At 68.7% G+C, this 20,055-nt stretch carries 16 protein-coding genes and 1 pseudogene; 5 read left to right on the forward strand and 12 right to left on the reverse strand.

The window, feature by feature from the left end; all coding sequences use genetic code 11:
• Nucleotide 1 precedes the first annotated feature (1 nt).
• The 7 genes from E1262_RS06265 to E1262_RS06295 all read right to left on the reverse strand — a co-directional run bounded on the left by E1262_RS06265 (nucleotide 2) and on the right by E1262_RS06295 (nucleotide 9,145).
• Nucleotides 2-1,024 (reverse strand): aliphatic sulfonate ABC transporter substrate-binding protein, encoded by a 1,023-nt coding sequence (locus E1262_RS06265; protein WP_132102290.1) that lies wholly within the window; start codon nucleotides 1,022-1,024, stop codon nucleotides 2-4.
• Between the two features lie 29 nt (nucleotides 1,025-1,053).
• A complete protein-coding gene (locus E1262_RS06270) occupies nucleotides 1,054-1,863 on the reverse strand; it encodes an ABC transporter ATP-binding protein (RefSeq protein WP_132102291.1) in 810 nt (269 codons plus the stop codon).
• On the reverse strand, nucleotides 1,860-2,783 hold the full coding sequence (locus E1262_RS06275; protein WP_203453612.1) for an ABC transporter permease: 924 nt from the start codon (nucleotides 2,781-2,783) through the stop codon (nucleotides 1,860-1,862). The genes E1262_RS06270 and E1262_RS06275 overlap by 4 nt, the downstream gene beginning before the upstream one ends.
• Entirely contained in the window at nucleotides 2,780-4,012 is a 1,233-nt protein-coding gene (locus E1262_RS06280) for an ROK family transcriptional regulator (RefSeq protein ID WP_132102438.1), read from the reverse strand. Before E1262_RS06280 ends, E1262_RS06275 begins: the two co-directional genes overlap by 4 nt.
• Nucleotides 4,013-4,157: 145 nt before the next feature.
• The gene (locus E1262_RS06285; RefSeq protein ID WP_203453614.1) at nucleotides 4,158-6,365 is read right to left on the reverse strand and encodes a glycoside hydrolase family 43 protein; all 2,208 of its coding nucleotides are present in this window, start codon (nucleotides 6,363-6,365) and stop codon (nucleotides 4,158-4,160) included.
• Nucleotides 6,366-6,560: 195 nt separating this feature from the next.
• Nucleotides 6,561-7,745 (reverse strand): hypothetical protein, encoded by a 1,185-nt coding sequence (locus tag E1262_RS06290; RefSeq protein WP_203453615.1) that lies wholly within the window; start codon nucleotides 7,743-7,745, stop codon nucleotides 6,561-6,563.
• Between the two features lie 59 nt (nucleotides 7,746-7,804).
• Complete coding sequence (locus E1262_RS06295) at nucleotides 7,805-9,145, reverse strand: family 43 glycosylhydrolase (protein WP_132102293.1); 1,341 nt, start codon at nucleotides 9,143-9,145, stop codon at nucleotides 7,805-7,807.
• A 373-nt stretch (nucleotides 9,146-9,518) separates the two neighbouring features.
• Here E1262_RS06295 and E1262_RS06300 point away from each other — a divergent pair, with 373 nt between their 5' ends.
• The 5 genes and pseudogenes from E1262_RS06300 to E1262_RS06320 all read left to right on the forward strand — a co-directional run bounded on the left by E1262_RS06300 (nucleotide 9,519) and on the right by E1262_RS06320 (nucleotide 13,338).
• The gene (locus E1262_RS06300) at nucleotides 9,519-9,770 is read left to right on the forward strand and encodes a helix-turn-helix domain-containing protein (protein ID WP_203453617.1); all 252 of its coding nucleotides are present in this window, start codon (nucleotides 9,519-9,521) and stop codon (nucleotides 9,768-9,770) included.
• 371 nt (nucleotides 9,771-10,141) lie between these two features.
• Complete coding sequence (locus tag E1262_RS06305; RefSeq protein ID WP_132102440.1) at nucleotides 10,142-10,975, forward strand: alpha/beta hydrolase; 834 nt, start codon at nucleotides 10,142-10,144, stop codon at nucleotides 10,973-10,975.
• 268 nt (nucleotides 10,976-11,243) lie between these two features.
• Nucleotides 11,244-11,903, forward strand: coding sequence for a hypothetical protein (locus E1262_RS06310; RefSeq protein WP_132102294.1), 660 nt, complete (start codon nucleotides 11,244-11,246; stop codon nucleotides 11,901-11,903).
• Nucleotides 11,848-12,742 (forward strand): annotated as a pseudogene (locus tag E1262_RS06315) (Gfo/Idh/MocA family oxidoreductase); the annotation flags it as partial. The gene E1262_RS06310 and the pseudogene E1262_RS06315, both read left to right, overlap by 56 nt.
• Before the next feature lie 89 nt (nucleotides 12,743-12,831).
• On the forward strand, nucleotides 12,832-13,338 hold the full coding sequence (locus tag E1262_RS06320; protein ID WP_203453620.1) for a dihydrodipicolinate synthase family protein: 507 nt from the start codon (nucleotides 12,832-12,834) through the stop codon (nucleotides 13,336-13,338).
• A 261-nt stretch (nucleotides 13,339-13,599) separates the two neighbouring features.
• On the opposite strand, the gene E1262_RS06325 is transcribed toward E1262_RS06320, so the two are convergent.
• The 5 genes from E1262_RS06325 to E1262_RS06345 are packed head-to-tail and all read right to left on the reverse strand — an operon-like array spanning nucleotide 13,600 to nucleotide 20,016.
• Nucleotides 13,600-15,099 (reverse strand): sulfatase-like hydrolase/transferase, encoded by a 1,500-nt coding sequence (locus E1262_RS06325; protein WP_203453621.1) that lies wholly within the window; start codon nucleotides 15,097-15,099, stop codon nucleotides 13,600-13,602.
• Nucleotides 15,096-16,910 (reverse strand): glycoside hydrolase family 2 protein, encoded by a 1,815-nt coding sequence (locus tag E1262_RS06330; protein WP_203453622.1) that lies wholly within the window; start codon nucleotides 16,908-16,910, stop codon nucleotides 15,096-15,098. The genes E1262_RS06325 and E1262_RS06330 overlap by 4 nt, the downstream gene beginning before the upstream one ends.
• A gap of 19 nt (nucleotides 16,911-16,929) precedes the next feature.
• Nucleotides 16,930-17,775 carry a carbohydrate ABC transporter permease gene (locus tag E1262_RS06335; protein WP_132102296.1) on the reverse strand — a complete coding sequence of 282 codons (846 nt, stop codon included), beginning with the start codon at nucleotides 17,773-17,775 and terminating at the stop codon, nucleotides 16,930-16,932.
• Nucleotides 17,768-18,709, reverse strand: a complete 942-nt coding sequence (locus E1262_RS06340; protein ID WP_132102297.1) for a carbohydrate ABC transporter permease — start codon at nucleotides 18,707-18,709, stop codon at nucleotides 17,768-17,770. The genes E1262_RS06335 and E1262_RS06340 overlap by 8 nt, the downstream gene beginning before the upstream one ends.
• Entirely contained in the window at nucleotides 18,709-20,016 is a 1,308-nt protein-coding gene (locus tag E1262_RS06345; protein ID WP_162605795.1) for an ABC transporter substrate-binding protein, read from the reverse strand. Before E1262_RS06345 ends, E1262_RS06340 begins: the two co-directional genes overlap by 1 nt.
• Nucleotides 20,017-20,055: the final 39 nt, after the last annotated feature.

A 20,055-nucleotide genomic window follows, 5' to 3' on the forward strand; every position in this document is an offset into this window, starting at 1 on the left:
GTCACTCACCAGCCGCGAGGAAGAGATCCCCGGTGTAGAAGTCCGCCGGGTCGACCGGATTCTCCAGCTTCCCGGCTTCGACGAAGTAGTCGACCATGCCGGTCAGCCACGTGTCGATGGTGCCGTCCTCGGTGAGCTGGTCGATCTCCTCGAGGGTCAGAACCTGCACGTTGCTCGCGTCGCCCTCGACCTGTGCGACGTCCAGGTCGTTGAACTCGGCCGTCAGCTCGATGGCCTCGTCCATGTTCTCGGCTCGGTAGGTCATCGCGTCTCGGAGTGCCTTGAGCACTCGGTCGACCTTCTCGCCTTCGTTGGCGACGACGTCATTGCCGGCCACGAACGCCGTGGGAAACGCGACGGTGTCCTCGAAGTCGGTGTTGTCCGCGAGTTCGACGAGGTCGGGTACCGACTGCTTGACGGTCGCCAGCGCCGGATACCAGAATCCGGCTCCGTCGACCTGCTTCGACGACAGGGCAGCGACGATGGCGGACGGCTCCATCGGCACGACCTCGATATCGTCCTTGGTCATGCCCGCCTCCTGAAGGGCGAGCGTCAGGATCATGTCGCCCGAGGTGCCCTCGGGCACGGCGACGATCTTGCCCCGGAGATCCTCGATCGATTCGTTGCCGGCCTGGGCGACGACGCGGTCGGCCTGGCCGAGGGTGTTCATCGCGACGATCTTGGCCTGGCCGGTTGCGGGCAACCAGAACGCGCCGGGCCCGATGTAGCCGAAGTCCAGGTCACCGGTGCCGAGCGCCTGGATCTGCAGCGGCCCGTTGGTGAACGACGACGTCGTCACGTCCAGTCCGTACTTCTCCCACAAGTCCTGGTCCTCGGCGATCGCCAGCAGACTCGTCCCGTTGAAGTCCGGGATGAAGCCGAACTCGACCTCGATGACGTCCTCCGAGGAATCGTCCGCACCATTGCCATCCGTCGTGGCGTCGTCACCGGAGCAGGCGGTGGCGAGCAGGGCGACCGCCAGCGTGGCCGTGGCGGTGCCGGCCAACCTTGGGGTGATTCGCATTGCAGTCCCTTCGTCGGGCTGGATCGTGCTCAGGACGACGCGTGACCGGCGGCAACACCGGGCGTCTGGTGGTACACCGAATGCCATACGCGGTTGCGCAGCTCACCGAATTCCGGGCTGAGCCGCACCTCTTCCGTGCGGGGGAAGGGCAGGTCGACGTCGACGATGTCGTAGATGCGTCCTGGCCGGGCGGCCATCACCACGACGCGATTCGCGAGGAAGACGGCCTCGTCGACGTCGTGGGTGATGAACATGACGGTGCGCTTCTCGCGGCTCCAGGTGCCGAGGAGCTGCTCCTGGAGCGTTACCCGGGTGAGCGCGTCGAGCGCGCCGAACGGCTCGTCCATGAGCAGGATCGACGGATTCACCGCATAGGCCCGCGCGATCGCGCAGCGTTGTTTCATGCCGCCTGAGAGCATCTTCGGCAGGGCATCGGCGAACTGGTCGAGTCCGACCATGTGGATGAAGTACTCGGCACGCTGACGTCGCTCGGCCGCGCGCAGGCCCGCGACCTTCAGACCGAACTCGATGTTCTTGCGCACGGTGAGCCACGGGAACAGTGCGTACTGCTGGAAGATCACGCCGCGCTCAGGGCCGGGTCCCCGGACGTCCTTGCCGTCGACGACGGCGTGGCCCGACGTCGGGGTCTCCAGCCCGGCGAGGATGTTCATGAGAGTCGACTTGCCGCAGCCGGAAGGACCGACGACCGTCACGAACTCGTTGTCGGCGATGTCGAGCGACACGCTCTCCAGCGCCACGAACTCCGAGTTCTTCAGGTCGAAGGTCTTGCGGACGCGCCGCACCGAGATCTTCGCGGTGTCTGTCGGTGTCGTGGTCATCGGCGCTCCTGCCATCCGGTGAGCTTGGTGTCCGCGAAGAGCAGCAGCCGGTCCATCACCAGGCCGAGTACGCCGATGACGACGATGCCGACGAAGATCGTCGCAGTGTCGTAGTAGTACTGGGCCTGCTGCATGCGGTACCCGAGGCCGGCCTGCGCCGCGAGCAGCTCGGCGGCAACCAGGGTCGCCCAGGCAGAGCCGAGGCCGACCCGCATCCCGACGAGGATGAACGGCGTTGATGCAGGCACGACGACCCTGAGGAAGATCGTGCCGTTCCTCGCACCGAGCACCCGCGCGGCGTTGATGAGCGTGCGATCCACGTTGACCACGCCCTGATAGGTCGAGATGACGCAGGCGAGGAAGGCGGCGAGGAAGATCACGAACACCTTCGGCAGCTCGCCGATGCCCATCAGGACCAGGACGACCGGAAGCAGGGCCAGCGGCGGGATGGTCCGGAAGAACTGGATCCACGGCTCGAACAGGCCGCGCGCGACGGTGTACCAGCCCATCAGGAACCCGACCGGGATGGCGACGGCCGAGCCGGCGATGAATCCGGCGAGGACGCGCGTCAGACTCGCGACGACGTCCTCCTGGAGGATCCCGTCGTTCCACAGTTCGATGGCCGTCTCGACAACCTCGGGCGGAGTCGGGAACTCGAAGCCGCTCACCGCGAGGGCCCACCAGATCGTGATGCCACCGACGATCGAGACGGCGTTGAGGATGCGCAGTCCGGTGCGTTTGCCTGGCCGGCGCTTGGTGGACCTCCCGCCCGGTGGCGAGGGTGGCTCCGCGGAGTCGGGCGGCTGCGTAGCGGTCGCGCGCGCGTCCTGTGCGGGTGGCTGGGACGCGGGATCGGCGGCCGAGGCCGCCGGGTTGCCGACGGCGCCGTTCCGCGACGTTCTAGGGGTCGAGGCTGTCACCACGTGCTCCTTTGCTGGGTGGCACCGTCGTCGGACTCCGCTGGTTCGGGATATCCGGCGAGGAGTGGGGACTGGTGGAAGATGGCGGCGAGCGCGCCCAGCGCGCCGTCGCTGTCGCGGAGCTGAGACCGCCGTACGACGAGGGGCTTCTCGGCTGGGATGGAGTACAGCTCGTACCGCAGCGCTGCCGCCGCCTGTTCGACGATGACAGGGGCGACGTGGACCACCTCGCCGCCGATGACCACTTCGTTCGGATTCAGCGCCATCGCCGCGGCGCCGAGGACACGACCGAGGGTCGTGCCGACGTCGCGCAGCACGGCGTCGGCCACCGGGTCGCCCTTGGTGACGGCCGCGGCGAGATCGTCCAGGTTCTCGACGTCGACGCCGCGAGCACGACAGCCGGCGAGGATCGCCGGGACGGATGCGACCGTCTCCAGGCAGCCCCGTTTGCCGCACCGGCACTGCGACCCGCCTGGGTTGGCGGTGACGTGCCCGAGTTCGCCGGCGTAGCCTCTGGCGCCAGTCACGAGTCGTCCCGCTACCACGAGTCCGCCGCCGACGCCGTCGGACAGCCGCACGTAGACGAGGTCGCTGACGGGCTCGGGTTCGTAGATGGCCTCGGCGAGGGCGGCCAGCCGGGTGTTGTTGTCGGCGACGACGGGCGTGCCGAACCGCCCGGCGAAGGCCAGGTCGACGCCTTCCGGTGCGGCCTGCGGCCGCCACGTCACCCGCGGTCCGCGGGCACCGGCGCCGGTGTACGGCCCGGGAACTCCGATCCCCACCGCCTGCAGGGCGCCGAGATGAACTCCGCGCGCCGTGCACAAGCCGTCGATCAGGTCGAAGGCCACCCCCAGGCGCACCGACCAGGGCGCGTCGTTGTGGTAGGGCTCGAGGCCGGCAGCGATGATTTCGTGCGCGGCGTCGGCAATCACCACGTGAACGCGTCGATGACCGAAGTCCACGCCCAGGAACTGTCCAGAGGCCGGATCCAGGGCCAGGCGCTCCGCTGGCCGGCCGCTTCCGCTCCGCGTGGCGGCGTCGGTGTCGGCGACGACGATCGCGCCACGCTGGAGGAGGCTGGCCGTGATCTCCGACAACGTCGTCCGTGAGAGTCCGACACGCTTGGACAGTTCGCCACGGCTCATGGCGCCGCCGGCACGGAGAGCGGCGAGAACGCGCTCCTCGTGGGTTCGGCGTACGAGCGCATGAGTCCCTGTCGTCATCGACATGCGGGCGACGCTAAATTCGCGGAATTTTTCCGTCAACAGTTCGACAGAAAAGCTGCCGACTTCTGTTCGTGCTACGTAAGAAAACGCGGGACGCCGACGGGGCGGAACACCAGGTGGCATCCCGCCCCGCCGGTCAGGTCTCTCCTTACGGCGCCCGGTTCGGTCGGTCCACGGCGTACGTCCGCACGTAGTCGAACTGGGCCGTGGCTCCGGCCGTGTTCATGGAGATGACGCCGATACGCAGGTCGGCGCGGCGCGGCAGCGTCCAGACCCCGCCCCAGTCCCACTTCTCGCCGTCGGTGCTCGAGGCCATCCGGACCTCGTACTCGGCGTTCGCGACATCCTCGCGGACGTACAGGCGGAACCACGTCGTCTCGGCGGGCGCGGCACCCCACATGGGCGAGGCGTACACGGCCGTCGGCGGCGTCGTCGTCGGGCGCGGGCCCTCGCGGGTGAACTCGACCTGGTCCGCCACGCTTCCCGGCCGGCGGGCGAGGCCCAGGTGCGAGTGCACGAGCTTGACGAACCGGTCGTCGTTCTCATAGAGGATGAGGCCGGCCTGCTGGTTGACGCGTGTGCCGTCGAAACGCAGCCTAGTCTCGACCATGTAGTCGCCGTCGGGCGCATCACGGAGCAGCACGGAGGCCGTGTTGCCTGCCAGGTAGAGCTCAGCGGCCTGGGTCGGGAAGACGAACGCGCCGTCCTCCACGCGAGCGCCGGGGGCCGGTCCGCGGACCCACGACCACGCCGAGCCCTCGGTTCCGGGTTCGAGAGCGCCGTCGAACTCGTCGGAGAAGTCGGCCAGCAGCCTGTCGGGCGCCGGCTCGTCGACGCGTTCCGTGACGGGGGAGGCCAGTCGCACCAGGCTGATGTTGTCGGCGTCGGCGACGCCGTCGGCGAACACGGCGACGGGCCCCGACGCCCGCGCCCCGGGAGGTGCGTCGACAGAGACGGTGGCCAGCGGCTCGAGGATGTTGTCGGCCGAGACGGCAGCGGTGAGCACGCCGCGGCGCCAGTCGAGCGTCATTACGTGCCAGGTGTCGTACCGGAACTCGTCCGGCAACGGTGCGGCGACCGTCTCGGTCCGCCGGTCCTTGGTGACCTCGACGCGCAGCTCACCCGCGGCGCGGTCGATCCATGCCGCCGCGCGGCTCCGGCGCGCCACACCGATGGCGAGCCCGGCGGCGGAATCCGTGTCGACGAGCCGCAGATCGGCCTGGGCTCGCAGGTCTCCGGTGCCATTGGCGCGACTGGTCAGGGTCGCGTCGTCGAGCCGGATGTGCCGACCGGTGTCGAGGTCGTTCGCGAGGCTGACATCGCCGTCGGGCACCCAGTGGTCCAGCGATGCGTCGGCGAACGTCGTCGTGACGAACCCGGAGGTGACCGGGGCGGGCCGTGGGCCTTCGGACGGGCCGGCGCCGGCGTTGACCACGGGCCACCCGTTGATCCAGTCCAGGCGGTCGATCATGAGCGGCCGCTTCGACAGCCGCAGCGTGCCGCCGCCAGGACCCGTGAACGGCGGGAAGTCGGCGTCGTCCCTGGGGATGGCGTGGTAGACCATCCAGTCCTGGCCCGCCAGGTCGGTGACCACGGAGTGGTGACCGGGCCCGGTGAACCGGTTTCCGTTGCTGGCCAGGACGATGCCGCCCTTAGACGACTCGGCCATGAGGTCGATACCGCGGTCGTCGACGAACGGGCCGCGCGGGTTGTCCCCACGCCCGACCTTCACGGTGTATCCGCTGCTCTCGCCCTCGCAGCAGCCAGCGTCGGAGTACATCAGGTAGTAGTACTCGCCGTGCCGCACGACATAGCCACCCTCCATGCGGCGGCCCTGCGCGACCTGAGTGACAGGGCCGATGAGTTCGGTGCCGTCGGCACTGAGCTCGGAGACGCAGATGAGGTCGTAGCTGCCCCAGTACAGATACAGCGTGCCGTCGTCATCGGTGAACAGCGACTGGTCGATGTTGCCGGTGGGACAGCCCTCCACGGGAGCCGACGGCACGATGAGCTCGTCGTGGTGCGTCCACGGACCGGTCGGCGTGGGTGCCATGGCCAGGGCGAGCCCACCGGTCGAGAGCCCGTAGGTCAGTAGGTACTCCCCGTTCACGTAGCGGATGTCGGGCGCCCAGGCTCGGGAGCTCGACTGCCATGTCGCTGGGGTGGCGCCCGGGATCACGTCACCGACGTAGGTCCAGTCGGCCAAGTCCTCCGAGCGCAGGATCGGAAGGATGTGCTCGCCCTGCTCACCGATGCTGTTGAAGATCGGGTTCTGCGTGCCGTAGGCGTACCAGGCCCCGTCCTTGCCGCGGATCACGGCAGGGTCGGGGAAGGTGTCGACGACTCCCGCGCTCACCGGGTTCGTGTACGTCGGCTCCCCGTGGGCGGGTGACGATGGACTCCGTTCCTGGTTCGACGCCTGCGCTGGCACTATGCCCGCAGAAACCAGGCAGGTCGCGGCCAGGGCCACAGCGGTCCGGGTTCGTGCTGATCGCCATCTCATGATGAACTCCTTCGCCGTTGAAGATCACCGCGCCGGTGACCGGACCGGTCATTGAAGCCGACGGAAGTCATCGATCCAGGCGTAGCCCGGTGTCGCCAGCGCCTGGCCGCGGTGCTGGACCGTCAGCGGGGCGAACACGCTGTTGAGCAGCCAGGGTGCCTTCGTGGGGCTCCAGTCGGCCGTCATCGAGGGGATCTGTCGGAAGCCATACGTCGCCACGGCGAGCCGGCCCGTGCTCCTCAGCAGCCCCATAACGTCGCGCAGCAAGTGCTTCTTGGACTCGAACCATGGGCTCAGCGCGAGCAGGTCGTTCCACTTGTGAGAAGGGAAGGGGTCCTCGATCGCCTCGCCGATGACCTCCCACACCTGAGTCTCAGGGGCATAGCCGTAGCGCTGCGCAAAGGCGGCCGGGATTCGGTCGGTCATGTGCTGTTGCCAGTACCAGACCAGGGAGAACTCCGTCGCCAGGAAGGTCTGGTCGGGACGGAGCCGCGGAATGGTGTAGTCCAGGAAGTCCTGGATACGGGCCTCGTCGGGAACGTGCGGATGGAGATCGACGCCCTCGATCTCAGGCGTGTCGCGCACGAAGGTGAGGTACCGTTCGACGGCGGCGGTGCGGTTCTGGCGTAGGTCCAGCCGGTTCAGTGCCCCCATGTATAGGTGGGTGGGGCAATCCGCGCCGCAGAGGTCGGCCCTGGCCTCGATGACGTGGCGCGCGACGGTCTCGTAGAACTGGTTGAGCCGCTCGTCCCGCTCGGAGGGCATGCTCTCGATGAACGGCTCGTTGCCGATGGTGACGATTTCGACCGTTCCGAGCACGAGCGGCAGCACGCGGTCCAGTCGCGCGAGCTCGGCGGCCATCGCCGCGCTGCCCGGCGAGGGGAAGGAGGTGCCGGCCTTGGGGAACTTCAGGCTCAGCACGGTCCGGAATCCACGGTCGTGGGCCTCGCGGATTCCCCGGAGGGTGGCACTCTGTGCCGGCGGAACCTCGTCGGCCTCAGGCATGGTGTAGAAGCCGCGCACCCAGCTGGCGCGCGCCTCTCGCAGCTCTCGATGATTCAGCTGGTCGAGGTTCTCGTTGTAGTTGGCGCCGAGCGCGCCCAGCGCGGGGAGCTGCTTGCTCTGGCCGCCATTCTCGCCGGCCGCCGGAGCGACGCCAGCGGGAGAGAGCGCGAGCGCCGCGGTGACCGCACCGGCGACGATGCTCCGGGCGATGAGGCGATGACGTGGCACGAGCTGGCTCCTCATCTGTGAGTGGGCGTCATTGCAGGACCGGCGGCCGCATGAAAGGGTCAACCGCTGATCGCGCGACCCCGGCGGCGCTGGACGTAGAGGCGGTTGTTCGTCGGGCCGGTCCACTCCATCCGCACGATGCCGGCGACGGCGGCTTCGTCGATGCGCGACGGATCGGACCAGTAGCCGAAGTTCGGATTCCGGAAGAAGGTCGCCCACACCCGGCCGCCGTGGTCCACGAAGAAGTTGTTGTGACCCGCGCCGACACCGGCGGTCCAGCGCTTCGAATACGGGCCTTCGAGGCGGTCCGAGACGGCGACGACCGCGTCGTACTGGTACTGCGTGCGGCCGGGGCCAGGCGGGTCGTATGCGTACCGCACACTGCCGCCGGGGCTGACCGACGTGCGGTCCCACGCAGCGTGCAGCAGGTAGTACTTCCCGCCGTGCCTGAACACGTACGCGCCTTCCAGATACGGCTCGGGGGCGTACGGCGCCTGCTGGAACCTCGGGAGGTTCGTCGTCGGGACGATGTCCTCCATGTCGTCCTGGAACTCCGCGTACAGGTCGTTGTGCAGCACGAGCCACGCGTCGTCGCCCTCGGTGTAGAGACTGCCGTCGATGTGGTGGTAGGCGCCGGGCTCGATGAACGCGGGCCCGCCGACGATCGGGTCACCGAAGGGCTTGTCGACGTTGCCCTCGATCAGCCGGTACGGTCCCTCGATCCCACCCTCGCTCACCAGCAGGAACGACCCGACCTTCCGCGAGTGGTCGCCCATGCACGCCGCGATGTACCAGGTGCCGCGGAAGTAGTGCACCTCCGGGGCCCAGACCTGACCGCGCTTGCCGAACCGGTCGTCGTACCAGTACTCCTGCCACGGTGCGACGACCGTGCGTCCGGGGCGGTTCTCCCCGACGAACTCCGGCGACCACACCTTGCCCCGCTCGGCGTCGGCGCGGATCCCGGTCGTGTCGACGAGCCGCCACGGTCCCCGCAGGGACGGGGCCACCCACACGAAGATGCCGTCGTTCCACGGCGCCGCCCGGTCGAGCTCGGGCACGCGGCTGGTGCCCGTGGCGACGTACACGGGACGACCGTCGACGACGAAGCAATTGACATAGGTGTCCCGCATCCAGACCCGGCCGCTCGCCTCGTCACGGGGACGCAGCTCGAGCGACAGGATGAAGGAGTTGTCCTCACGTGGCCACAGGTCCAGCCGAGTGTCCGCGAGGCCATAGGGGTCGAGTTCCGGCCAGTTCGACGGGTATGGCCCATTCGGCGAGGCCTGCGCCGGAGCCGACTGCGTGGCATGTGCAGGAAGCGCCACGGTTGCCAACGAGCCGGCCGCACCGACCAGAAAAGACCGTCGGTTCCAGGTGAATCCGTTGTGAAAGCCATTCATCGATCACTCCTGCTTCGACGCGCAGCGCGCGGAAAGGGACGACGTCTCGACGAAGCTAGGCAGGCGAGGTTTTTCCGTCCAGACTCCGGCAGAAAGACTCCTGAAATCGTCCGAAACCTGTGCGATATGGCGAGGTCGTTGGTGATCGACGTGACGATCGGCCGCTCGTGTGGCCTGCGTGTTCGAATGGCGGCGATCGTGGCGATGGCGATGACGTCGGCGCGCACCATGACAGGGTCAGGCCGAACCTCCGATCGAGAGCGCCCCTGAGAGTGCGGCTCTACCCGAACTACTGGCATAGCCGAACGAGCGGACGATCAGAGGCTTCGGCAAGTAGCACGTACTTGCAGGAGCGTCGGAAGGAGCTGGGGCGATGAGCCGGTACCGGAAGTGGCGCGACACCGACCACCTCGAGCGTGCTGTGGAGACCGCTGGTGGTCCGGAGATCTTCGACGACGAGGTTCGGCAGCTACACGACCAGGCTCGCGGCTGGCGGCTCGCAGAGCGACGCAAACGTCGAGGGCTGACGCAGGCCCAGGTCGCCGAGCAGATGGGCACCTCGGTGTCCAGGGTGTCGCAGATCGAGAAGGGCGAAGTCTCAACCCGAGACGTCATGGACCGCTAGGTCGCCGCCCGCGGCTGAACCCTCAACCTCGTCGCTGACTTCGGCGACGAGCAGCTGAACGTCGGCCTATAAGCCGCCACCGCCAGCCCCTTCGCCTTCATCCAGCCTTCCGACGAGATGCGCTCATGTTTCATGTCGGAGCGGCAAGAGCACATCGGGCACCTGATCTGGGGGAAGTCTTGGCGCATCTTGCGTCCTTCGCGGCGATATGACGCACTCCAGGCGCACGCGCGGATCGCGGAGGATGAGGATGGTCGCGCCTACGATCTCGCATCTCGTGCCGAGCCGGTCATGACGGGCTGAGCTTGCGCCGGGGCAGGTCGCGGTGGCCACCATAAGGGATGGCCACAATGGCGCGGCACCGCGGTCGGATGCTGCGGGTGCTCGTGGTGTTTCTGCTGATCGGCGGAGTGGTGGTCGGGATGTTGTGGTGGCTGCAGCGGGAGCTGATCTACTTCCCTGACGCGTCGTCCGTGCCGACGGCCGGTGAGGTGATCGAGGGAGCGCGCGACGTCACGCTGTACACCGCGGATGGGCTCGAGCTGGGTGCGTGGTTCGCACCGGCGGCGTCCGGGCCCGCAGTGTCCGGGCCGGCAGTGGCCGGCTATCGGATGGCGGTTCTGGTCGTGCCGGGCAACGGCGGGAACCGAGCCGGCCGGGCCGGTCTGGCGGAGGAGCTGCGGCGTCGCGGGCTCGCCGTACTTCTGATGGACTATCGCGGGTACGGCGGCAATCCGGGCAGCCCGAGCGAGGAGGGCCTGGCGCGCGACGCGATGGCCGCCGTGGAGACGCTGGAGGACTTGGGCTACCCGGCCGAGCGCACGATCTACTTCGGGGAGTCGCTGGGCAGCGGCGTCGTGGCGGCGCTGCAGGCGCTGCGGCCGCCGGCCGGGATGCTGCTGCGGTCGCCGTTCCCCGAGCTCGCGGATGTCGGGTCCCGACACTACCCATGGCTGCCGGTGCGGCTGCTGCTGCGCGACCGGTTCCGCGTGGTGGAGCACCTCGCAGGCAGCGAGGTGCCGGTAACCGTGGTGTACGGCGACCGGGACTCGGTCGTGCCCCCAGACCTCAGCGCACGGGTGGCTGACAAGGCGCCGGCGCTATCCGAGCGGGTGGTGATCGCGGGAGCGGACCACAACGACGCCGTGATGTTCGGGCCTCGCGTGGCGGCGGCGGTGGCACGTCTGGCAGACAAGGTCGGCTGAGCTTCGCCAGCAGTCGGCGCGGCTCCACCATCCCCGGCCGCTCGGCGACCGAGGCCAGGACGTCTGCTCGCGGCGGTGAGACGCGCCGCTGCCGGTGCGTCGGCGATCAACCCTCAAGCGCGCTGTCATGCGATGAGCGTGCGCCAGTTCGTCCCGCACGTTTAGAGGTTGCCCAGGCACGCAGCAACTGGCGTTGCCGAGTGAGAGCATGACCACGTGGCTGAGTGAACGGCGAAGTGGACGCCTCCGTGGAAGCGGAGCGAGGCTGGTGACGACATCGCAGTCCGACGAGGGGAACACACAGGTCGCATCCGCCTCGGCCTGGATGCAAGAGGCACTCCTCGCCTGGTCCGAAGACGAATTCAAGAAGGTCTCCGCGCTTGCCCCGCTTGGTGTCGAGCACCTCGGCAAGGCCGTGTTGTGGCGGACGGCGCCCACCTTGCTGGTGCCGTTGAGTCGTGACGCAGAGCCGGCCTTGTTCGCGCTCGCCACGAAACCGGACCTCGACGACCCGCGACTGAAGACCATCGGTCTGTCGGGTGTTTTCGAACGCCTCATTGAACTTCTTCCCGACTTCCCGATCGACGACAAGGCAAGGAAGCGGATGGTCGGCGTCCGCAACGGTGCAATGCACGTAGGCACCGTTAGCACTTCCCGTCACGTATTGCTGGACTCGCTCGCGGTCTGCCACACCCTCCTAGAGCACCTTGAGCATGACCTTGGCGTGTTCTACGGAGAGCACCTGAGAAGTGCACAAGGGCTGATGGACCAGAAGCGCACGGAGGTCGGTCACAGGGTTGCGGCGAAGCGCGCGAAGGCGGCCCGCGACCTGGCTACCTCGAGGAACGGATGGGCCACCGTTTCGACGAATGGTCGGCGCGATCATCGACGCGGTCACGGCGAGCGGACTGACGTACATGATGGGTGAGACCAGCTACTACTATCCGTCGTCGGTCTTCTGCCGGAGCAAGCTCGCGGCCGGGGAGTTCGGCCGGGTCTTCTACGCCGAGGGCGACTACGTCCACGACATGGACCAAGGGCTTCTACCGGGCCCACCAGTACTCCGGTGGGGAGAACTGGAAGCGGACGGCCAGCTTCCCACCGATGCTGTATCCGACCCACGCGGTTGGAAACGCCTTGTCGGTGACCGGCGGGCATGCCGTCTCGGTGTCGTGCATCGGTGTGCCCGACGATCGCGGCGACGGCGTGTTCGACCGGGACGTCAGCCTCTGGGGAAACGACATCAGCAACGCCACCGCACTGTACGAGCTGTCCGACGGTGGAATTCTGCGGACGAACGAGTTTCGCCGGGTCGGCTACCCGGCCCATACACGGGAGTCGCGGCTGCGGGTCTTCGGCACCGACGGCAGCTTCGAGCAGACCGCGACGGCCAGTGTGTGGCAGACGCGCAACGGGGTCGTCGACGTCAGCGATGTGCTGAAGTCGCGCAGATCCGTCTCGCTGGACGACCCGGAACTGGCCGACATCGATCCCGCGCTGCGCGAGGCATTCGTTTCCGGGTGCGCGGAAGTGCACGAGACGGAGCGCAAGCGGCTTCCGGCGACGTTCTCCGGCCTGCCGAACGGCCACGAGGGTTCACACCATTTCCTCGCCGACGACTTCGTCCGTGCGGTCGTCGACCGTACGGCGCCGCCGATCGATGCATGGACGGCAGCCAGGTACACGCTGCCGGGGATCATCGCGCACGAGTCGGCCAAGCAGGGAGGCATCCGGCTGGATGTGCCCGACTTCGGTCCTGATGCTTGACGATCTCCAGGCCTGAACACCACCCCGACCGCTCCATGAGAAAGGGCCCAGCCTTGACCACCTTGAACCACTCCGCCGGCGGTTCGGCGATGACTTTGCTGACAGCCGTCTTCACCCCGTTCGGCCCGGACGGCAGTCTGGACCTGGACGTCGTCGTCGACCAAGCCGACGCCATCTCGCACTGGGGCTCACGCGGCGTGTACGTGGGCGGCACGGCCGGTGAGGGCGCGTCGATGACCACGGCCGAGCGGATGGCTCTTCTGGAGCGGTGGTGCGAGGTCGCGGCCGGCCGGTTCGACGTCATCGCGCACGTCGGGCACACCAGCCTGGCCGAAGCGCGCGACCTGGCCGCGCACGCCCGGCATGCCGGTGCGCACGCGATCTCGGCCGTGCCGCCCTACTTCCACCGACCGGCGGACGCCGCCGCCGTCGCCGACTTCTTCGCACGGGTGACGCAGGCTCGATGCGCTCGGGCTCCTCGCGGTCGCGCCGAGCCGATGACCGTCCGGCCCAACGTCCTGGTCATCCAGGCCGACCAGTTCCGCTGGAACTGCACCGGCGCGGCCGCCAACCCCGACGTCGAGACTCCGATGTGACGGATACCTGTGGCGGGAGCGCTCGTAGATGCGTGCTCGACGACGTACCTGACGTTCACGACCCGGCGGGCAAATTCCGCAAGGCGACTACGCGCTTAGGGAGCGCAGACGAGATCGGGCGACTTGAACCCTCACCAACATTTCCGCTGGTGAGGGGCATCCTTCAGCGTGTCCGAGGAGGGAGTTGTCCATATTCCCCCCGCGCGCGGTCCTCACGTTGTGCGCCTGACCCGGACTTTCCGCATGACTGACGTCGATACCTCAACCGTCGCGCTGCCGCTGGTCAGTGGCCGCGCCGGGGAGGGGGTTCCAGTGGTGCTCGGGGACCTTCGGATCGTAGGCACCACGCGGGTGGGTGTCCTGCAGCCGCAGCGTCCACTGCAGCATCAGCCAGGTGAGTTTCTCCCGGAGCCGTGCGTGCCGCGGATCGTCGAATAGGTCGACGACCTCGGTGGGGTCGGCGCGCAGGTCGTAGAGCTCGCCCTCGCCGGTGCTGTGGACGACGAGCTTGTGGTCGCCGCGGCGCACCATGCGTGAGGCGCCGCTCTGGGTAACCGTGTTCAGCTCGTCGAAGGTCCGTCCCTTGTAGGGGAAGTGCAGAGGCGGCCGTTCGTCCGGCCCGTAGGTCAGGCCGCCGTACCCACGCTCGGCGTAGATCGACGAGAACACGTCCGACGGCGCCGGCTCGCCGCGCAGCAGCGGCTCCAGGCTGCGTCCCTGCACGCCGTCAGGGATGGGGACGCCGACGATCTCGCAAACGGTGGGCAGCACGTCGACGAGCGAGACGAGCTCGTCGCGGACCTGGCCGGACCGCACGCCGTCACCGTGGAAGATCATGGGGATGCGCATGAGGACCTCGGGCAGGCCGGCGCCCTTACGCTGCAGCCCGTACTCGCCGACGTAGTCGCCGTGGTCGCTGAGCAGCACCACCAGCAGGGGACCGTGGAGCGCGGACCGGGCATGGTCGACGAGCCGCCGGATCTGGTCGTCGATCAGCCGGAGCATGCCGCAGTAGTTCGCCCGGTAGCGCCGCCAGTGCTCGTCGTAGTCCGGGCGCTTCTCCTCGATCAGCCGCTGCAGCCAGAGCCAGTGGCCGCCCTTCGCGCGGGCCGCCTCGGCGCCGTGCGCGCGGGGCGGCACGTCCTCCTCGGCGAACATGCTGAAGTACGGCTCCGGCACCTGGTACGGGTTGTGCGGCTCGGGCATCGACACCCACAGGAACTGCGGCTCGTCCCCGGCGGAGTCCAGCGCGTCGAGGGCCCGGTCGACGATGCGGTGCGGCAGCTGGCACTCCAGCGGGAACGGCGTCGGCGCCATGGCGACGCCGTGGTCGAGCTCGTCGAGCCAGGCGTCGAAGGCCCGCTGCTCGTCCGTCTCGGCCGGCCCGGCGGTGTGGTAGTAGGGCCCCGCCCAGAAGTCGAAGTCGTCGGGGCCGCGGTGCATGTGCGGCTTGCCGGAGAAGCTGAGCCGGTAGCCCGCCGAGCGCAGCACGTCGAGCAGGTCGTGGTCGTAGTACGCGTGCTCGGCGTTGCTGTTCTGCGTCACCTTGTGGCTCGACGGGAACCGGCCGGTCAGCAGGCTGGTCCGCGCCGGAACACAGGCCGGCGAGCTGGTGTACGCGCCGGGGAAGCGCAGGCCGTCGCCGGCCAGGCCGTCGGTGTACGGCATGGTGTCCAGCTCGAACCCCGATCCGGCGGTGAACCCGGCGCGGTGCTGGTCGGTCATGATCAGCAGGACGTGCGGGCGTCGCGCGGCGGTCACGGCCGCTCTCCGCGGACGATCGCGGCGACGTCCTCGGCCGGGATCTTCGGCTTGCGGTTCTCGTCGCAGATGCCGTTGATCTCCTGCCGGGTGTCGGTCAGCTGGGTGTAGCAGAAGCCGGAGAGGTGGGGGGATTCGCGCACCGCGCTCACCACCGCCTCGAACCGGCGGCGGAAGTCGTCCTCGTCCTCGGCGCCGGAGTAGCCCCACGCGCCGTCCACGGTGGCGCCGGTGGCGAAGGAGATGCCGCCGAACTCGGTGACCATGACAGGGCGCGGCTCGCCGTCGGCCGCCCCGGCCAGCAGCATACGGTGCCCCGTCGGCCCGATGCCGCCGAGCATCTCACGCAGCCGTGCCGGGTCGCTGTAGCGCTCGCGCAGCACGTCGCCCGAGGCCTCGTAGTCGTGGAAGGTCCACAGGTCGGAGTCGGTGTGCTCCCAGCCGTCGTTGGAGAGCACCGGCCGGGTCGGGTCCAGTGCGCGCGTCAGCCGGGCCAGCCCGCTGGCGAAGGCCTGCTGGGCGGGGTCGTGCGCGACCTGGTGGATGCCCCACGACTCGTTGAGCGGTACCCAGGTCACCACGCACGGGTGCGAGCGGTCGCGGCGCACGAGGTCGGCCCACTCGTGCGTGAGCCGGCGCACCGCCGTCGCGTTGAACGCGTAGGCGGCCGCGGTCTCGCCCCAGATCATCAATCCGAGCCGGTCGCACCAGTACAGGAACCGGGGGTCCTCGACCTTCTGGTGGATGCGGGCGGCGTTGAAGCCCAGTGAGCGGATCAGCTCCACCTCCGCACGCAGCGCATCGAGGTCAGGTGCCGTGAAGTGCGACGTCGGCCAGTAGCCCTGCTCGAGCACCGAGCGCATGACGACGGGCCGGTCGTTGAGCAGGAACCGGCCGTGCGCCAGTCCGACGCTGCGCAGGCCCAGGTAGGACGTCACGGTGTCGACGGCCGTGCCGGAGTCGGTGACGGTCACGACGGCGTCGACCAGCGCCGGGTGGTCCGGCGACCAGAGCAGCCGGCGCTGTCCCTGGCCGTTGGCCAGCGCCGGGACGGTGATGACGGCGTCGGCCCGGTCGGCTTCGACGGTCAGGCGGTGACGGGCGACCGGTTCGCCGTCGTGGGTCAGCTCGACGTCCACCTCGACGGGACGGGCCGGCCGGCGGTTCAGCTCGAGCTCCAGCCGGACGGTGCCTACGGTGAGGTCGGTGCTCCACGCGAGGTCTGTGACGTGCAGCCGCGGCACGGCCTCGAGCCAGACCGTGCGCCAGATGCCGGTGGTGCGGTGGTACCAGATGGCGTGCGGCTCCGGGAGCCAGTCCTGCTTCCCGCGCGGGACGGTGAGGTCGTGCGGGTCGTCCTCGGCGCGGATGACCACGACGTGCGTCGCGCTCCCGGCGTCGACGGCATGCGTGACCGGCACTGTGAACGGGGTCTGGCCGCCCTCGTGCCGGCCGACGTGCACGCCGTCGAACCATACGTCCGCCGTGTGGTCCACGGCACCGAAGTGCAGCAGCAGCGTGTCACCCTGCCGCCCGAGGCCGGAAGCGGCCAGGTCGTCCGCCGTCACCTCGATGCGGTACCAGACGACGGGGTGGTAGCCGGTGTCGCCGATGCCCGAGGCGGGGGACTCCGGTGCGAACGGCAGCCGGATCCGTCGCGTGAACACCTCCGCGCGGTCGTGCCAGTGCTCGTCGAGCCCCTCGTCGTGGTCGTCGTAGGCGAAGCCGCACTCGCGATCCAGGGCCTGGTGGTCCGGGCGGAGGAGCTGAGGACGGGGATGGGTCCCGTCTTGCGCGCCGGCGGAGATCATGGGTCCTTCCTGGGACAGGTCATTTGATGCCGGTCGTGGCGATGCCGCGGACGAGATAGCGCTGGCCGAACAGGAACACCACGAAGACCGGGAGCAGCGACACCACCGACATCGCGAACATTGCGCCCCACGAGGAGCTCGACGCGGAGTCGACGAACGATCGCAGCGCCACCGGGACGGTGTAGACGCTCGGGTCGGTCAGGTAGATGAGCTGGCTGAAGAAGTCGTTCCACGTCCAGATGAACGTGAAGATCGCGGTGGTCGCCAGGGCTGGCGTCATCAGCGGCAGGATGATGCGCAGATAGATCCTGGCGTGCCCGGCCCCGTCGATGCGCGCGGCCTCGTCCAGCTCCCGGGGGAGGCCGCGGATGAACTGCACCATGAGGAAGACGAAGAACGCGTCGGTTGCCAGCAGCTTCGGCAGCACCAGCGGGACGAACGTGTTCGTCAGCTCGAGCTGGCTGAACACGATGTACTGCGGCACGATGATCACGTGGATCGGCAGCATGATCGTCATCAGCATGATGGCGAAGAACAGCCGCCGGCGCCGGAACTCCAGCCGCGCGAACGCGTAGGCCGCCATCGAGCATGACACCAGGTTGCCGACGATGCAGCCCACGGCTACGAGCAGCGAGTTCAGCACGTACCGGCTGAACGGCTGGCCCAGCGCGTCCCAGCCGTCCTCGTAGTTGCTCAAGTCGACGTCGGTGAGCAGCAGCCCGGCCTGGGTGAAGATCTGCTCGTCCGGCCGCAGCGAGCTCACGACCATCCACAGCAGCGGGTAGAGCATCACCAGCGCAACGGCGGTGAGCAGGACGTGTTTGCCGGCGCGGACGGCGACGCGGCGGCGGTGGCGCTCAGTCATCGTAGAAGACCCAGTACTTGGAGACGGCGAAGTTGATCGCGGTGAACGCGGCCACGAGGGCGAGCAGCAGCCAGGCCATCGCGGCGGCGTAGCCCATGTCGAAGTTCCGGAAGCCCTGCAGGTACAGGTAGAGCGAGTAGAACATCGTGGAGTCCGATGGCCCGCCGTCGCCGCCGGAGATGACGAAGGCGTCGGTGAAGGCCTGGAAGGCGCCGATGACCTGCAGCACCAGGTTGAAGAAGATGATCGGCGTGAGCAGCGGCAGCGTGACGGAGCGGAACTGGCGGAACCGCGAGGCGCCGTCGACGGAGGCGGCCTCGTAGTACATGTTCGGGATCTGCCGGAGGCCGGCGAGAAAGATGATCATCGGCGCGCCGAACGTCCAGACGTTCAGCGTCATGATCGTGCCGAGGGCCGTCGACGGGTCGGAGATCCAGCTCCGGCCCTCGATGCTCCCGAATCCGAGCACCTGGTTGACCAGGCCGTCGTGGCCGAACATCTGCCGCCAGAGCACCGCGATCGCGACCGAGCCGCCGAGCAGCGAGGGCAGGTAGTACGCCGATCGGTACAGCGCGAGGCCGCGCATGCCCTGGTTGAGCAGCACCGCCAGCCCGAGCGACAGCAGCAGTTGCAGCGGGACGGAGATGGCGACGTAGCGGGAGGTGACCCACAGCGCGTTGTGCATCCGCGGGTCCTGGAACAGCCGCTGGTAGTTGTCCAGGCCGATCCAGCTGGGCGCTTGCAGGAGGTTGTACTCGGTGAAGGACAGCCACAGCGACGCGGCCATCGGGACGATCGTGATGACCAGCAGGCCGGTGATCCAGGGTGCGAGGAAGACCCAGGACGCCCGCTCGTCCGCCTTGCTCCGCGCGGTCGCGGGACCGTGCGGAGCAGGCTGGCGGCGCAACCGGGCGAGCTCACCCAGTGCCGACATCAGAATCCTTCGAGCACGCGGTCGGCTTCGGAGAAGAACTGCTCGGATGCGGCGCCGATGTCGGTGGAGCCGAAGGCGATGTCCTCGCCCAGCTTGGTGAACAGCGCCAGCAGCTCGCCGTAGCCGCGCGGCCAGGGCCCCGGCGGCGGTCCGACTCGGTCGTCGCCGAGCGACTCGACGTAGGCGATGGCCTTGCCCTCAGGCGTGGCTGGGTCGGTGTCGAGCTGGTCGCGGGCCTCCTGCGACGGCGGCACGCCGAGGTTCAGCCCGATGGTCTGGATCGCCTGGGGGTCGTTGACCAGGTAGTCGATGAGCTCGGCCGCCTCTTCGGGGTGCTCCGACGTCGAGGAGATCGACCAGAAGTCCAGTGCCTTGAGGAACTGGCCGGGGTCGCCGCCCTCGGTCGTCGGCATGGGCTGCAGCTCGAGCGGGTGCTCGTTGAGGGCCTGGAAGAACATGATCTGCTGGACGAAGACGTAGGTCGACGGCGCGAGGCCCTGGGTGAGCACGGACGTCTCGAAGGTGTCGGAGTCGGCGGTGATGTCGGCCGGCGGCGCACCACCCTCGTCGCGCATCGACTGCCAGTACGTCCACCAGTCCTCGAGCACGGACCGGTCGAACGCGAGCCCGGTGCCGTCCTCGGTGAACAGCTCCGAGCCGTGCTGGCGGACCCACACCTCGAAGGCCTGCAGCTGCCCGCCCATGTCGGAGGAGCCGTAGAAGCCGGGGTTGGCCTGGCCGATGGCCTTGGCCCACTCGGCGTACTGGTCCCACGTCCACTCCGGCGACGGCGGCTCGGCGCCGAGCGTCGCGAGCAGTTCGGGGTCGATCAGCAGGGCGTGCGAGATGACGCTCTGTGGCACGCCGAAGTACTCGTCGTTCAGGACGCCGCTCTCTTGGACGTCCTCGTCGAGGCCGTCGACGACGATGGTGTCGCCCACCAGGTCGTCCAGCGGCTGCAGGGCGCTGCGGCCGGCGTAGTCGGCGAAGTAGCTCATGGACATGCGGGTGACGTCGGGGCCGGACCGGCCGGCGGTCTCGGTGGCCAGCCGGTCGAAGTAGTCGGCGAAGGCCGCACGGCTCACCTCGACGGTGACGTCGGGATTGTCCTGCTGGTACTGGTCGAGCGCCTCCTCGAGTGCGGCGTGCAGAGGGTCGCCGCCGTACCAACCGACGCGCAGTGTGATCGAGCCATCGCCTTCGGCGTTGTCCGAGCCGCCGCCGCACGCGGCGAGCAGCAGGCTCGCCGCCGCAGCCGTGGCGGCGTGGGTCAGCCAGCGCCTGGGCCGAAGCTTGCCAGTAGACACGTGCATCACTCCTGATCTCGTCGTCGAACTCGGGGATGG

The sequence above is a fragment of the Jiangella aurantiaca genome (assembly GCF_004349105.1).
GTDB classification, from domain to species: domain Bacteria; phylum Actinomycetota; class Actinomycetes; order Jiangellales; family Jiangellaceae; genus Jiangella; species Jiangella aurantiaca.